Here is a 15,754-nt window from a genome sequence, read left to right on the forward strand (position 1 = left end):
GATTGGCCCGCGGAGCGCCAGCAGGAGCGGCTGCTGGAGCTGCGGCAGGAGATGTCCCACCAGATCCTGCCCGCGGACCGCTGGCCGCTCTTCGACATCCGGGCCTGCCACCTGGACGACGCTCGGACCCGGGTGTTCTTGAGCTTCGATCTGCTCATCGGCGACGGCTGGAGCTGGCGCGTCCTGGGCCGCGAGATTGCGCGGCTCTACGCCGAGCCTCAGGCTTCCCTGGAATCTCTCGAGCTCTCCTTCCGGGATTGCGTTCTGGCCCAGGAAGCCCTGCGTGGGACGGAGCTCTACCGCCGCGACCAGGATTACTGGCGCGGCCGTCTCGACACCCTGCCGCCGGCTCCCGCTCTGCCCCTGGCGCGCTCGCCGCGGGAGGTGGAGCGGCCCAGCTTCGTCCGCCGGCAGGGACGCCTGGACCGCGAGCTGTGGGAGGGCGTCAAGCGCTCCGGCGCGCGCCGCGGCCTGACCTCCTCGGGGCTCCTCCTCGCCGCCTTCGCCGAGGTGTTGAGGAGCTGGTCCCGGCACCCGGCCCTGTGCATCAACCTGACGCTGTTCAACCGTCCGTCGATCCACCCCCAGATCCACGAGATCGTCGGCGACTTCACCTCCCTGACCCTGCTCGCCGCGGACTCCGCCGCGGACACCTTCGAGGCGCGGGCGCGAGCGCTCCAGGAACGGCTGTGGGACGACCTCGACCATCGCACCGTGAGCGGTGTCGAGGTTCTGCGCCAGCTGGCGCGGTCCCGGGGCGGCCAGGGGGGTGCGGCGATGCCGGTGATCTTCACCAGCACCCTCGGGCTGGATGCCCTGGAAGAGCAGCGGGGAGAGGCGGGAGAAGACCGCGCCGCGGGGCCCTTGGACGATCTCGAGGTGGTCTACAGCATCGGCCAGACTCCCCAAGTCTGGCTCGACCATCAGGTCTCGGAGCACGGCGGCACGCTCTATTACATCTGGGACGCGGTGGAGGAGCTCTTCCCCCAGGGGCTGCTGGACGACATGTTCCGAAGCTATGGAGAGCTGCTCCGGCGTCTGGCGTCGGAGGACGCAGCCTGGAGCTCTGCCGAGCCCTCTCCGCCGCCGCCGGAACAGCTGCGCCGCATCGGTGAGATCAACGCCACCGAGGAGGTCCTGCTGCCGGCGGATCCCCGTGGCGAGCTGCTCCACGGCCTGTTCGAGATGCGCGCCGAAGAGCGGCCGGAGGCGGTGGCGGTGATCGCCGCGGACCGGAGCTTGAGCTACGGCGAGCTCGACCGCCGGAGCGCTGCTTTGGCCCACGAGCTGGTGCGTCGGGGTGCGGGCCGCGGCGAGCTGGTGGCGGTGGTGATGGAGAAGGGCTGGCGCCAGGTGGTCGCGGTGCTCGGCGTGCTGCGCGCCGGTGCCGCCTACCTGCCCATCGAGCTGCCGTTGCCGCCGGAGCGGGTGCAGCAGCTGGTGCAGGAGGGCCGGGTGCGGGTGGTGCTGGCCGCGGAGGAGGACGCTCGCCCGGAGACGACGACCTTGGGCGAGCTCTCCGGCGCCGTGGAGATCCTGGCGGTGGCGGACGAGCCGCCGGCGGGGGAGGCTGCCGGGGGGCTCGCTACCGGAACGAAGCTCCCGCAGCTCGCGGATCCGGTGCGAGCCGGCGACCTCGCCTACGTCATCTTCACCTCCGGATCGACGGGCAAACCGAAGGGCGTGATGATCGACCACCGCGGGGCGGTGAACACCCTTCTGGACGTCAATCGCCGGTATTCCGTCACCGCCGAGGACCGGGTTCTCGGACTCTCCGCCCTGCACTTCGATCTCTCGGTCTACGACATCTTCGGGGTGCTGGCGGCGGGGGGCGCGCTGGTGCTGCCGGAGCCCGGTGCCCTGCGGGATCCGGGGCGCTGGGCGCAGCTGCTCGGCGAGCACCGGGTCACCCTGTGGAACACGGTGCCGGCGCTCCTGCAGATGCTCGTGGAGTATTTGGAGCCCCTTTCCGGTTCCTCGCTGTCCGGTTCCTCTTTAACGGGTTCCTCGCTATCGGGCCTGCGCCAGGCGTGGTTGTCCGGAGACTGGATTCCCCTGGACCTGCCGTCCCGCATCCGCGGCCTGGCGCCGTCCCTGGCGGTGCACAGCATGGGGGGCGCCACGGAAGCGTCGATCTGGTCCATCCATCACCCCGTCGGCGAGGTCGACCCGGCCTGGCGCAGCATCCCCTACGGCCGGCCCATGGCCAACCAGACGATGCACGTGCTGGACCAGAACCTGCGGCCCCGGCCGTATTGGGTGCCGGGAGATCTCTACATTGGCGGCATCGGCCTGGCTTTGGGCTATTGGCAGGATCCCGAGCGCACCGCGGCGAGCTTCGTCGAGTCTCCTTGGACGGGGGAGCGCCTCTACCGCACCGGTGACCTGGGTCGCTGGCGACCCGACGGCACCATCGAGTTCCTCGGCCGCGAGGACGATCAGGTCAAGATTCGCGGTCACCGCATCGAGCTGGGAGAGATCGAGGCGGTGCTCGAGGAGCATCCGAGGGTCTCCCGGGCGGTGGTCGCGGTGGCCGGCGAAGCGGTCCTCGAACGCCGGCTGGTGGCTTACGCGGTGTGGACCGCTGAGGAGGCTGACTCGGCCCCCGGGGAGGGCCCTGCTCACGAGCCAGGGCACGAGCCGCGAGCCGTGCCGGGGACGGTGGTCGAGCTGCCCCCCAGGAAGCTCTCGAAGCAGCCGTCGGCCGTGGCCGGATCCCCTCACCGGCTCGCCAGCGAAACCCCGAGCCGCAAGGCCCTGGAAGCCTTGCTCGGCTTGTTGGCCGGACGAGACGACGCGGAAGCCCCGCTGCCCCGCTATCTCTACGGCTCCGCCGGCAGCCTCTATCCGGTGCAGACCTATCTTTGGATCGGCGACTCCCACATCACCGGCTTTGCCGAGGGGGCCTACTACTACCACCCCCGGCTCAATGCGCTGATCCCCATCTCCGGAGCTTTGGCGCCGGAGGGTTGGCGGGAGGTGCCGGCGACCTTGGTGTTGGTGGGCCGCGCCGCGGCCAACGAGCCCATCTACGGGCCCTGGGCGCGGGAATTCCGGGTGCTCGAGGCGGGCTACATGCTCGATCTCCTGGAGGGCGGCGGTCTGCCCATGGCCCGGCGCCAGGTTCCGGCGGCGACGACGCTGGCCCCGGTCTTCAGCCTCCAGGACGGCGACGAGCCGCTGGTGGTGTTGGAGCTGGGTAGCGCCTCCGCGGAAGGGGACGGGGCACCGGCGGAAACCTCCTCTGCGACCCTCTCGGGCATCGCTTCCCTCGCCGCCGGCGGCGGCACGGAGCTGCCGGATCTGCTCGACAAGCTCGAGTTCAAGCTCTCGGAGCCGGGGATTCGCCGGGATCTCGATGCCGCTGCCGCCGTCCGCTGGGAAGCGCCGTTGCCGGCGGACGAGCTGTTGGTGAATCGGCGCACCCACCGGACTTTTCGCCGCGCCTCCTCTGGCACCTCCTCTGGCGCAGCCGTGTCGAAGGCCGCTCTGGCGCTGGCTTTGGAAGCTCTCGCCGATCCTTTCTTCGAGGTCGTGGTCTGGGTTCGTTCCGGCGGGGTCGAGGGATTGGCCGGCGGCGTCTATCGGCGGATCTCCTCCACCGGTGCTCTGGAGGCTACGGGAGACGCCCGGGAGCTACCGCCCCAGGCCTACGCCCCGGGCAACCGGCCGGCCCTGGAGGCCGCGGCCTTCGCCTGCTTCCTGGTCGCTCGTTCCGCGGGCGGCGACCGCCTGCAGGAAGGGCTGCTGGCCGCCGGTGCGGCGGCCCAGAGGGCGATGGTGGCGGGGGTCGGCGACGAGCTGGGATTCTGCCCCATCGGGAGCGTCGAGCGGCAACTGATGGCCCCGATCCTCGGTCTGGAGGAGGGGGACGAGGTGCTGCACAGCCTGGTGGGCGGCGCGGTGCCGTCGGAGGACCGGACCTCGGAGGTTTGGGCGCCGGAGCTCATCGAGCACCTGGCTCAGCGGCTGCCCCCCTACATGGTGCCCAGCGCCTTGCGAATTCTCGATCGGCTGCCCCTCACCGCCAACGGCAAGGTGGACCGCAAGGCGTTGCCGCGCATCGACGCCGCGCCCAAGCCCCACGGTGGCGAGGACTTCGTGGCTCCCCGCAACACCCTCGAGACGCAGGTGGCGGGAGTGCTCGCCGAGGTGCTGGGGGTCGAGCGGGTGGGCATCTACGACAACTTCTTCGAGCTCGGCGGCAACTCGGTTCATCTGGTGCGGGTGCACGCCCGGCTGCGCGACCTCCTGGGTCGCGAGATACCGCTGGTGGAGCTTTTCCGGCACACCACCGTGGCGGCGCTGGTGGAGCACTTGAGCGGCGCCTCCGCCGCGGAGCCCTCGGCTCGGCAGCAGGAGCGGGCGGAGCGCGCGGAGGAAGCGGACCGCCAGCGGCGGGCCGAGGGACGCAACCGCCTGGCCCGCCGCCGCCGCCGAGCCCAGGACGACGAATGAAGAGCTTGATCAAGGAAGGGACGCGAGAGTCATGGATCCACTGAGCGAGACGCCCCAGGAAAGGGCCTCGGCCCCCGCGGCCGCCGAGGACTCCTACACCGGGTTGGAGATCGCCGTCATCGGCATGTCCGGCCGGTTTCCCGGCGCCCGGGATCTGGATGAGTTCTGGCAGCTGCTGCGCGCCGGTGAGGAAGCCATCCGCAGCTTCTCCGACGACGAGCTGCTGGCGGAGGGGATTCGCCCCGAGACCCTCGCCGACCCCTCCTACGTCAAGGCCGCCGGGATGATCGAGGACGCCGACGCCTTCGATGCCGAGCTCTTCGGCTACAGCCCCCGCGAGGCGGAGGTCATCGATCCCCAGCACCGGCTCTTCCTGCAGGCGGCGTGGGCGGCGCTGGAGGACGCCGGCTACGACCCGGAGCAGGCTCCCGGCGCCGTCGGGGTTTTCGCCAGCGCCACCCTCAACAACTATCTGCTCGCCATTTACCAGAGCTGGATGGCCCAGGGCGCCGCGCGGGATCTGCAACCGCAGCTGGGCAACGACAAGGACTATCTGGCGACCCGGGTGTCGTACAAGCTGGGGCTCAGCGGACCGAGCATCTCGGTCCAGAGCGCCTGCTCTTCTTCCTTGGTGGCTTTGCATCTGGCCTGTCAGTCCCTGCTCGCCGGAGATTGCCGGCTGGCCCTGGCCGGCGGGGTGTCGGTGCAGGTGCCGAGGAAGGCGGGCTACTTTCATCAGCCGGGGGGCATCTTCTCGCCCGACGGCAAATGCCGGGCCTTCGACGCCGCCGGTGAGGGCACCGTCTTCGGCAGCGGGTTGGGAGTGGTGGTGCTGGCCCGGCTGGACGACGCCCTGGAGGCCGGCGACCGCATCCTGGCGGTGATCAAGGGCTCGGCGGTGAACAACGACGGCAGCTACAAGGTCGGCTTCACCGCCCCGGGGGTCGAAGGCCAGACCCAGGTCATCCGCGCCGCCCAGCAGCTCGCGGAGGTGTCGCCGGAGAGCATCGGCTACGTCGAGGCCCACGGCACCGGCACGCCCATCGGCGACCCCATCGAGGTCGAGGCTCTGACCACCGCATTTCGCCGCGGGACCGACCGTACGGGCTTTTGCGGGCTCGGCTCGGTGAAGACCAATGTCGGCCATCTGGGCAACGCCGCCGGCATGGCCGGCCTGGTCAAGGCCGTCTTCGCCCTGCGCCACGGCGAGCTGCCGCCGACCTTGCATTTCGCCCAGCCCAACCCCCACATCGACTTCGCCGGCTCGCCGTTCTTCGTGGTCGACAGCCTGCGTCCCTGGCCGCGGGAGGACGGTCCGCGGCGGGCGGGGATCAGCTCTTTCGGCGTCGGCGGCACCAACGCTCACGTGATTCTCGAGGAAGCTCCGCAGCGGCCGTCCTCCGGTCCTTCGCGGCCGTCTCAGGTCTTCGTCCTGTCCGCGCACCGGGAGCAGGCGCTGGAAGAATCGAGCCAGCGGCTGGGCCGCCTGCTGGAAGAGACCTCGGAGGATGAGCTGCCGCTGGCGGACATCGCCTTCTCCCTGGCGCGGGGACGGCGGAAGCTCCGCCACCGCAGCTTCCTGGTGGCGCAGGATCGGAACCAGCTGGCGCGGCGGCTGCTGGGGGAGGGGCCCGGCCCGGTGCCCCGGCGTCTCGAGGAGCGTAGGAAGCGTCCGGTGGTCTTTCTCTTCCCCGGTCAGGGCGGATCGCTGGCAGGGGCCGGGGTTGAGGTCTATCGTCACGAGCCGGAGTTCCGGCGCTCCCTGGACCGCTGTTTGGAGATCCTCCAGGACCTGATGGCGGAGGACTTGCGGCCCTGGTTGCTGGCGGACGGCGATCGGCGGGAGGAGGCTGCGGAGCGGCTGGCTCAGACTCGTTGGGCCCAGCCGGTGCTCTTCGCCGTCGAATATTCGCTGGCGCAGCTGTTGGCGAGCTGGGGCATCGAGCCTCAGGTGCTGCTGGGGCACAGCCTGGGAGAGATCACCGCCGCCTGCGTCGCCGGCGTCTTCGATCTGGAGGACGCCCTGAAGCTGGTGGTCGAGCGCGGCCGGCTGGTCCAGGGGCTGGAGGAAGGGGCCATGCTCAGCGTCTCCATGGAGGAGGACGAGCTGGCCGCGGAGCTCCCCGAAGAGATCTCGGTGGCGGCGGTCAACGGCCCGCGGATGGTGGTGGTCTCGGGGCCGGTGGCGGCCGTCGAGGAGCTTCGGGAGCGGCTTGCCGGTCGCGGTGTGGCCTGTCAGCGGCTGGCGTCGAACCGGGCCTTCCACTCGCCGGTGATGGACCCGATCCTCGGACCGCTTCGTTCGCTGGTGCGCTCGCTGCCGCGGCATCCTCCCCGCCACCGCCTGCTGTCCAACGTCACCGGCGCCTGGTTGACCGACCAGCAGGTGACGGACCCGGAGTATTGGGTCGAGCAGCTGCGCCGGACCGTGCGTTTCGGGGATGCCTTGGAGACGCTCCTGGAAGATCCCCAGCACGTCTTTCTGGAGGTCGGACCGGGGCGCGATCTGGCGAGCCTGGTGCGCCGTCGCCGTAGCCCCGGAGACGCTCCGCCGGCGGTGGTCACCACCCTGGGCCGGACGGGAGGGAAGCGGGGCGAGCACGAACAGCTGCTGAGCGGTCTCGGAGAGCTGTGGAGCCAGGGGGCCGAGGTCGACTGGCAAGGCTTTTACCGCCACGAGGAGCGACAGCGGGTTGCGCTGCCCACCTACCCTTTCGAGGACCGGCGTTTCTGGGTCGCCGCTCCCGGCGCGGGGGCCCGCGACCTCACCGGCAAGGAGCAGCCCAACCAGCAGCTGCGGGAAGAGCTTGAGTGGACCCAGGCGGCGTTCTGGAAGCCGGCACCGCCGCTTCCGGAGGCGGATGGGGAAGAACGCCTGTTGATCGTCGCCGACCGGGGGGGCCTGGCTACGGCGGTGACGGCGGAGGCCCGTCGCCGGGGCCGCGTGGTCCGGGTCGTTCGCCCGGGAGGCGAGCCCGAGGCTGCCGGCGAGCTGAGCGTCGAGGCCGACAGCGTGGAGGATTGGCGCCGGGTGCTCGGCGAGGTGGTCACCGGCGGCGCTCCGGCGGATGCGCCGGGGCCGATCCGGGTGCTCTATCTGGCGCCCCTCGATGGAGCTTCCGCTGATTCGCGAGGTCTAGGGTCCAGTCCGGAACCCGCCCTCGGGGCCGCTTTCTACAACCTCCTGGCCTTCGCCCGGGCCGCCGCTGCGACCCCCGCGCTGGAGGTCCAGCGCCTGTGTCTGGTCACCGCCGGAATGCAGCCGGTGGCTCCCGGAGAGGCGGGCGATCCTCTGCTGGCACCGATCCTCGCGGCGCCGCTGGTGCTGCCGCGGGAGTTTGAAGGGTTGACCTGCTCCAGCGTCGATCTCGACGCACGGGCTGGGGACGATGCGGCCCTGGCGGCCAGACTGCTGGCAGAGATTGACGGGATGGATCCGCTCCGCCCGGTCATCGCCTGGCGGGCCGGTCGCCGCTGGACGCGGGATTTCGAGACCGTGCCCCTGCCGGAGCACCCGGGGACGGCGCCGCTGCGTAGCGAGGGGGTGTACCTGATCACCGGCGGCCTCGGTGGCCTCGGCCTCGCCGTGGCGGACTACCTCGCCCGGACGGTGCGGGCGCGGCTGGTGCTGGTCGGCCGCCAGGGCTTGCCCGAGGACGAGGAGCGCCGCCGCTGGCTGGCGACCCACGGCTCCTTCGACCAGACGTCACGGCGTCTGGAGGCGGTCCGTCGCCTCGAGGCCTCGGGCTCCGAGGTGTTGGTGGTGCCGGCGGACGTCGGCGATGGGCGGGCTCTGGCCCGGGCTTTCGACGCCGCGGAACGGCGTTTCGGCGCCGTTCATGGGGTGATCCATGCCGCGGGCGTCGCCGGCGGCGGTCTGGTGGCCCTGCGGGACCGCGCGGACGCCGCCCGGGTGCTGAGACCGAAGGTCCACGGCACCTTGGCTCTGGAACAAGCTCTGGGAGACCGCCGCCTCGACTTCCTCGCTCTCTTCTCCTCCACCCTGGCGGTGACCGGTGGCGTCGGCCAGCTGGACTACGCCGCCGCCAACGCATTCCTGGACGCCTTCGCCCAGGGCCGCTGGCAGGCGGACCGGCCCGTGGTCTCCATCGGCTGGCCGGGATGGAAGCAGGTGGGGATGGCGGCGGCGGCGGATCTGGGGTCCGTCGAGCATCCTCTGCTGGAGGACCGGGCGGTTTTGGCGCAGGGAGCGATCTACGCCGGGCGGATCTCCTCCCGGCGCCATTGGGTGCTGGCGGAGCACCGCAGCGGCGGCGATCCGCTGCTGCCCGGCACCGCCTTTTTGGAGCTGGTGCGGGCCGCCTTTGAGGAGGCCCAGGGCGCCGGGCCGGTGGAGCTCTTCGACGTCGTCTTCGCCCGTCCCCTGCGGCTCTCCCCCGCCGAGGAACGGGAGCTGCGGGTGGTTCTGTCCTTTGACACCGAGCCCTGCCGCTTCTTCGTGGTCAGCGGCACCGGGGCCGCCACCGAGCTCCACGCCGCCGGCGGCGTGCGGCCTGTGGACGAGTCCCCGGATGGATCTGCGGACGAGCTTGCAGAACACGGGGACGGAGAGTCCGAGGCGGAGACCGGGGGAGCGGAGCCCGGGGGAGAAGTCTGGCAGCTGGACGAGCTCGTCGACCGCGTGGCCAGCGGCGGAGCGGTGGAGTGGGGCGAGCATTGGCGCTGCCGGGGCAGCCTGCAGGTGGCGGACGGGACCGTCCGGGCGACGGTGGAGCTGCCCGAGGCCTTCGCCGGCGAGGTGGAGCGATGGGGTCTCCATCCGGCGCTCCTGGACGTGGCCACCGCCTGCGGCCTGGCGCTGGCCGGCGAGGGCGATCACCTTCCCTTCGGCTACGAGACGGTACGGATCCTCGGCCCGCTGACGGCCCGGCTCCAGGTGCGCCTGACCCTGCGCCGCCGGGATGACCAGGGATTGCTCTTGGACGGATGGTTGAAGGATTCCCGAGGCCGCCAAGTGGTGGCGATCCGCGGCTACTCCCTGCGCAAGCTGCGCGAGGCTTCGGAGCCGCCCGGGGAGGCGGCGGGAACCCCCCGCCGGAACGTGCTGCCGGCGGAGCTTCGCACTTTGGAGGAGCGCTGGCAGCAGGCTCGGCAGGCGTCCGCGGATCCCCGCCGGCTGTCTCCGGAAGAGGGGACCCGTTTGTTGCACCGCATCCTCGCCGCCCCGCCGGCGCCCCACGTGGTGGTCTCCAAAGGACCGTTGCAGGCCGCGGAGGAGCCGACGGCGGAGGTCTCGGTGTCGTCGGCGGCGGGCAATCGCTACGCCCGGCCGGAGCTGGCGGTGCCCTTCGAAGCGCCGCGCAACGAGCTCGAAGAGGCGTGCGCGGAGGTCTTCGCTCAGGCTCTGGCCCTCGACCGGGTCGGGATCCACGACAACTTCTTCGAGCTCGGTGGTCACTCGCTGCTGGCGATCCAGCTGGTGTCTCAGCTCGGCGAGATCTTGGAGCTGGAGCTCACCGTCGAGACCCTCTTCGACCATCCGACCATCGCCGAGCTGGTGGCGGCGGTGAGCGAGCATCTGGTGGATTCCTTCGCCGGTGACGACGTCGAGGCGGCCCTGGCGGAGCTGGAGGGGATGTCCGAAGAGCAGGTGGCCGCCTTGATCGCCGAAGAAGAAGCCAACTCGGGAGATCTCCATGGTTGATCAGCAAGCGCGCGTCGCAGCCCTGTCGCCGGCCAAGCTCCGGCTGCTGGCCCGGCGCCTGGACCAGCGGCGGCAGAAGACCGAGTTGCCGCGCATCGTGCCGTCGGCGGAGGACCGCCATCAGCCCTTCGCCCTCACCGAGGTGCAGGAAGCCTATTGGTTGGGCCGCCAGCGCCTCTTCGACCTGGGCGGTGTGGCTGCCCACGGCTACAACGAGATCGAGGTGCCGGAGCTCGACCTGGAGTGCTTCGAAGGGGCGCTCCGGCGGGTCATCGCCCGCCATGACATGTTGCGCATGGTGGTGCGCTCCGACGGCCGGCAGCAGATCCTGCGGGAGGTTCCGGACTATCGGCTGCGCTCCTACGACCTGCGGTCGCGGAGCGACGAGGAAGCCCAGGCGCAGCGGTTGGAGCTGCGGGCGGAGATGTCCCACCAGGTGCTCGACGCTTCCACCTGGCCCCTCTTCGACATTCGTGCCTGCCGCCTGCCGGACGGGCGGGTCCGCCTGCACATCAGCTTCGACATCATGGTCGCGGATCTCACCGGGTACCAGATCCTGATGCGCGACCTGGGCCGCTTCTACGCCGACCCGTCCTGGGATCCACCGCCCCTGGAGCTCTCCTTTCGGGACTACGTGGTCACCCACGAGGAGCTGGCCCAATCCGATCTCTTCCATCGCTCGATGGAGTATTGGCGCCAGCGGCTGCCGGAGCTGCAGAGCCCACCGGAGCTACCCCTGGCCCGGGATCCCTCGCAGCTCGACGCACCGCGCTTCGAGCGCCGGTTCGCCCTGCTGGACCGGGACGCCTGGAGCCGCCTCAAGGAACGGGCGGCTCAGGCTCGGCTCTCTTCGTCGGGGCTGCTCATCGCCGCCTTCAGCGAGATCCTCGGTCGCTGGTCGAAGGATCCCCGCTTCACCCTCACCTTGACCCTGTTCAACCCCCTGCCGTTGCATCCGCAGGTCTTCGACATCGTGGGGGATTTCACCTCCCTGGCGTTGCTGTCGGTGAATTGTGCCAGCGGAGAGACCTTCGCCGCCCGCGCCCGGGCGGTGCAGCGGCAGCTGGGACGGGACCTGGAGCACAGCCAGGTCGGAGGCGTGCGGGTGCTGCGAGAGCTGGCCCGTCAGCGGGGCATGGCGACCGCCGCCATGCCGGTGGTCTTCACCAGCTCGCTGGTGGATCGGGGACCGCGGGACGAAGCCGCTCCGGCGGGCGAAGGGATCCTCGGCGAGTCGGTGTTCAGCATTTCCCAGACGCCCCAGGTGTGGCTCGATCACCAGGTCTACGAGCAGAACGGATCGCTGCACTACAACTGGGACGCGGTGGAGCAGCTGTTCCCCCAGGGCTTGTTGGACGACATGTTCGAGGCCTACGGAGAGCTGCTGAACGCCCTGGTCCACGAGGATCGGGCTTGGAACGAGCCGCTGAGGCCCGGTCTGCCGGAGGACCAGCGTGCCCGCCGGCAGCGGGCCAACGAGACGGCGGCACCGATTCCTCGAGGCCTGCTGCACCAGCCTTTCGAGGGCTGCATCGAAGCCCGCGGCGACCAGCCGGCGGTGCTCACCGCCGACCGCGAGCTCGGTTATCGGGAGCTCGACCGGCGTTCCGCCGTCGTGGCCGCGGTGCTGCGGGAGCGGGGCATCGGCCGCGGCAGGCAGGTGGCGGTGATCATGGACAAAGGCTGGGAGCAGGTGGTGGCGGTGCTCGCCATCCTGCGCGCCGGTGCCACCTACCTGCCCATCGACGCCGGTTTGCCGGAGGAGCGCATCCGGCATCTGGTCGAGCGCGGCGAGGTGACGGCGGCGTTGATCCAGAGCGCGCGGCGCGAGGCTTTGGAGGCGATCCTCGCGGGCTCCCGGGTGCCGAGCTGGGCGGTGGACGAGATCGGCGAGAGCGTGGCGTCGGCGGAGCGTTTCAAGGGTTCTTGGGAGCCCTCCGAGGTCCTCGCGGATCCGGCGGACCTCGCCTATGTCATCTTCACCTCCGGCTCCACGGGACAGCCCAAGGGAGTGATGATCGATCACCGGGGAGCGCTCAACACGCTGGAGGATCTCAACCTCCGCTTCGGGGTCGGTCCCCGGGACCGGGTCCTCGGGCTCTCGTCCCTGAGCTTCGATCTCTCCGTCTACGACCTCTTCGGTCTGCTGGCGGTCGGCGGTGCGGTGGTCCTGCCGGAGGCGGGATCGGAGCGCGACCCAACGCATTGGGCAGGGCTCATGGAGCGCCACGGCGTCACCGTGTGGAATACCGTCCCGGCGCTGATGGAGATGTTGGTGGAGGATCTCGAAAGCCGTGGAGTCCCGGGGCCCGGCGCCCTGAGGCTGGTGCTGCTGTCCGGAGATTGGCTGCCGGTGACCCTGCCGGAGCGCATCCGGGCCCTGTGGCCCGAGGCTCAGGTGGTCAGCCTCGGTGGCGCCACGGAGGCGTCCATCTGGTCGATCCTCTATCCGGTGGACGAGGTCTCGCCGCAGTGGAAGAGCATTCCCTACGGCCGCGCCATGGTCAACCAGACCTTCGACGTCCTGGACCATCGTCTGGAGCCACGGCCGGAGTGGGTTCCGGGGCAGCTCTACATCGGCGGCACGGGATTGGCTCAGGGCTACTGGCGGGACCCCCAGCAGACCGCCGCCTCCTTCGTCGTCCACTCGCACACCGGCGAGCGGCTGTATCGGACCGGCGATCTGGGACGCTGGTTGCCCGGCGGGGTGATCGAGTTCCTGGGCCGTGAGGACCACCAGGTCAAGATCCAGGGGCATCGCATCGAGCTCGGTGAGATCGAGGTTCGCCTGGAGCATCATCCGGAGGTTCGGGCGGCGGTGGTGGATGCCCTGGGGCAGGCCCGCGGTCCCCGCAGCCTCGCGGCTTGGGTGGTGCCGGTGCGCCGGGAGGACGGCGAGGACATCGACACCGGAGCGCTCGCCGCCGGCTGGCCGGAGGAAGCGCGCCGGCCCTCCCTGACGGCCCTGGGCGCCTGGATCGGAGCCCTGGAGGCCAAGGATCTGGGCGGTGCCTTCCGCAAGCGCAGCTATGCCTCCGCCGGCAGCCTGTATCCGGTCCAGGCCTATCTCGAGGTGGGAAGCCAGCCCAAGAACGAGCCCGATCACGAAACAGCGGCCGGGCTCGAAGCGGGGCTGTATTACTACGAGCCCCGGCGCCACGGCCTGGTGAGTCTGGAGTCCGGCGGCGGTCCGGGGCGGGGCTACACCCTCCATCTGGTCGGGGACTGCAAGGCTATCGCGCCGGTCTATCCCCGGTGGGCGGACCTCTTCCTCCAGCTCGAGGCCGGCTATCTGCTCGAGGTGCTCGACGCCCGAGCCCAGGCCGATGGTTTGGCCCTGCGGCAGGTGGAACCTTTGAGCTCCGAGGCGGTGAGCCGGCTGGCACCGGCGGGGATTCTCGAGCCGGTGCCGTTGCTCAGCCTGGAGATCGCCGCCGCCGGCCCGCCGGAGGCCGATGGGCAGGCGTCCGGAGAGGTCCCCTGGGAGCTCGGCGACGGGGCTTCGCTGGAGCCGGATCCGGAGCTTCCGCCGCGCCCCGGGGGAGCGCTCCGGGACGCCGTCGAGATCACCACTTTCCGCCTCTCCGACCCTGGCGTGCGCCGCGATCTGGAGGGACGCCCTTGGTGGCCCTTGCATCGAGAGGGCGGTGATCCGGGGCGTCGCTATCGCGTGCGCCGCAGCCATCGGGTCTTCCTCGACGCTCCTGTCGACGGCGCCGTGCTGCAGCGTTGCTTGGCCCGCACCTGGGCAGCGCGGCCGCAGCGGACGGCGGCCCGGTGGTTGCTGGTGGTCCGGGACGGCCGGGTGGCGGGGCTCCATGGGGGCGTCTACGGCGTGGGCTCCGGCGGAGAGGTCGAGCGCGTCGCCTCGTCGCCGGTGGCTCCCGACCTGCCCGTCGCCATGCACGCCGAGGTCAATCGCGCCGCCTTCGAGGACGCCGCCGTCTCCCTCTTCGCGGTGGCGCCGGCGGAGGGGGCGGCCCTCGCCTGCGGCCGCCTCGGTCAGCTGTTGATGGAGCAAGCGGCCTACCTCGGAGGCCTGGGCTGGTGCCCCATCGGCAGCCTGGAGGACGAGGCGCCGGTGCGCCGGCTGCTGGGGCTCGATGAGCAGGAGATTCTCGTCCACAGCTTCGTCGGCGGCGCGGTGACCGTCGAGCTGGGAGATCGGCGTAGCGGTGACCGCTACGGCACCCGTGATGGCAACGATTCTTTGATCGGCGCCTTGAAGCAGCACCTCGCCGCGGCTCTGCCCTCCTACATGGTGCCCGAGACCTTTCTGCTTCTTGATCGCCTGCCGCTCTCCGCCAACGGCAAGGTCGATCGCAAGGCGCTGCCGGTTCCCGGGGCGGCAGGAGACGCCGGGGCCGCTGGTTCCGAGCCCCCCTCGACGCCCTGGCAGAAATATCTGGCCGAGCTCTGGATGGAGTTCTTGGGGGTCGAGACGGTGGGGGTGCACGACAACTTCTTCGCCCTGGGCGGAGATTCGGTGCGCGCTATTCGCATCCTCGGCCGCCTGCGCCAGGTGGGGGTCGAGCTCTCCGCCCGCCAGCTCTTCGACGCCAACACACTGGACCGCCTGGCGGCTCTGCTGGAGCGGGAGGTGGGTCCCGAGCCGCCGGCACCGGGGGCCGAGGCGGAGGCCGCCGCCGCTCCCCGGGCAGCACGGCCCCGGTTGGTCGACGACGAAGAGCTGGACGACCTGGCTCAGGAGCTGGCGGGCTCGGAGGATCCCTTTGGTGATGAGGACGACGATGATTTCTAAGACCCCCGAGACGGCGAAGGCCCCCGAGATGTCCAAGAACCCCGACGGGGCTACCGCCGATCCCATCGAAGCGGTCTATCCGCTGACGCCGGTGCAGGAGGGGATGCTCTACCACACGGTGGCGGAGCCCGGCAGCGGGGTGTACGTGGAGCAGCTGGGGTTCCGCGCCGGAGCGGAGTTTCGTTCCGAGGCGTTCCGCCGTGCGGTCGAGGCGGTGATGGGCCGCCATCCGATCCTGCGCACCGGGTTCTCCTGGGAACGGCGGGAGGAGCCTCTGCAGGTGGTGCTCCGGGAATGCCGCCTACCGGTCAAGCAACAGGATTGGTCCGAGCGCTCCGAGCAGGAGGTGAGCGAGAGCTTCGAGAAGCTCCTGGCGGCGGATCGCCGCCGGGGCTTCGACCTCTCCAAGCCGCCGGCCCTGCGGTTGCGGATCCTCCGGCTGAGCGGCGACGGATATCTCTGCCTGCTGAGCTATCACCACATCCTCCTCGACGCCTGGTCCCTGGCCCTGGTGTTCGGAGAGATTTTGAGCCACTACCGGCAGGGGAAGGGGGCCCCGGCGGATTCGCTGCCTCCGGTGCGGCCGTTCAGCGATTTCGTCCACTGGCTCCAGGAGAGGGATCCGGAACGCGAGCGCGCCTTCTGGCGTCAGCACCTGGCGGATCTCGACGGTCCCACCCGGCTACCCCTGGCCGGTGGCGAGGTGAGGCCGGAACAGGCCTACGGCGATCTCCAGGGAAGCCTCAGCGCCGAGTCGACGGCGGCACTCAACGATCTCGCCACCGCCCACGGATTGACTCAGGCGGTGGTCGCCCAGGCGGCCTGGGCGCTGGTTCTCGCCGCGTTCTCCGGCAGCGACGATCTGCTCT

4 protein-coding genes are annotated in these 15,754 nt (G+C 70.8%); all 4 read left to right on the plus strand.

Annotation, left to right across the window (positions count from 1 at the left end; translation table 11 throughout):
• On the plus strand, positions 1-4,458 hold a 4,458-nt coding region (locus tag SX243_19435), incomplete at its 5' end, for an amino acid adenylation domain-containing protein (GenBank protein MDY7095155.1).
• Between the two features lie 31 nt (positions 4,459-4,489).
• Positions 4,490-10,123, plus strand: coding sequence for an SDR family oxidoreductase (locus tag SX243_19440; protein MDY7095156.1), 5,634 nt, complete (start codon positions 4,490-4,492; stop codon positions 10,121-10,123).
• On the plus strand, positions 10,116-14,885 hold the full coding sequence (locus SX243_19445; protein MDY7095157.1) for an amino acid adenylation domain-containing protein: 4,770 nt from the start codon (positions 10,116-10,118) through the stop codon (positions 14,883-14,885). The genes SX243_19440 and SX243_19445 overlap by 8 nt, the downstream gene beginning before the upstream one ends.
• Positions 14,875-15,754 (plus strand): condensation domain-containing protein (locus tag SX243_19450; protein MDY7095158.1); only part of this gene is annotated, 880 nt, incomplete at its 3' end. The genes SX243_19445 and SX243_19450, both read left to right, overlap by 11 nt.

This window comes from Acidobacteriota bacterium, assembly GCA_034211275.1.
Classification (GTDB): domain Bacteria; phylum Acidobacteriota; class Thermoanaerobaculia; order Multivoradales; family JAHZIX01; genus JAGQSE01.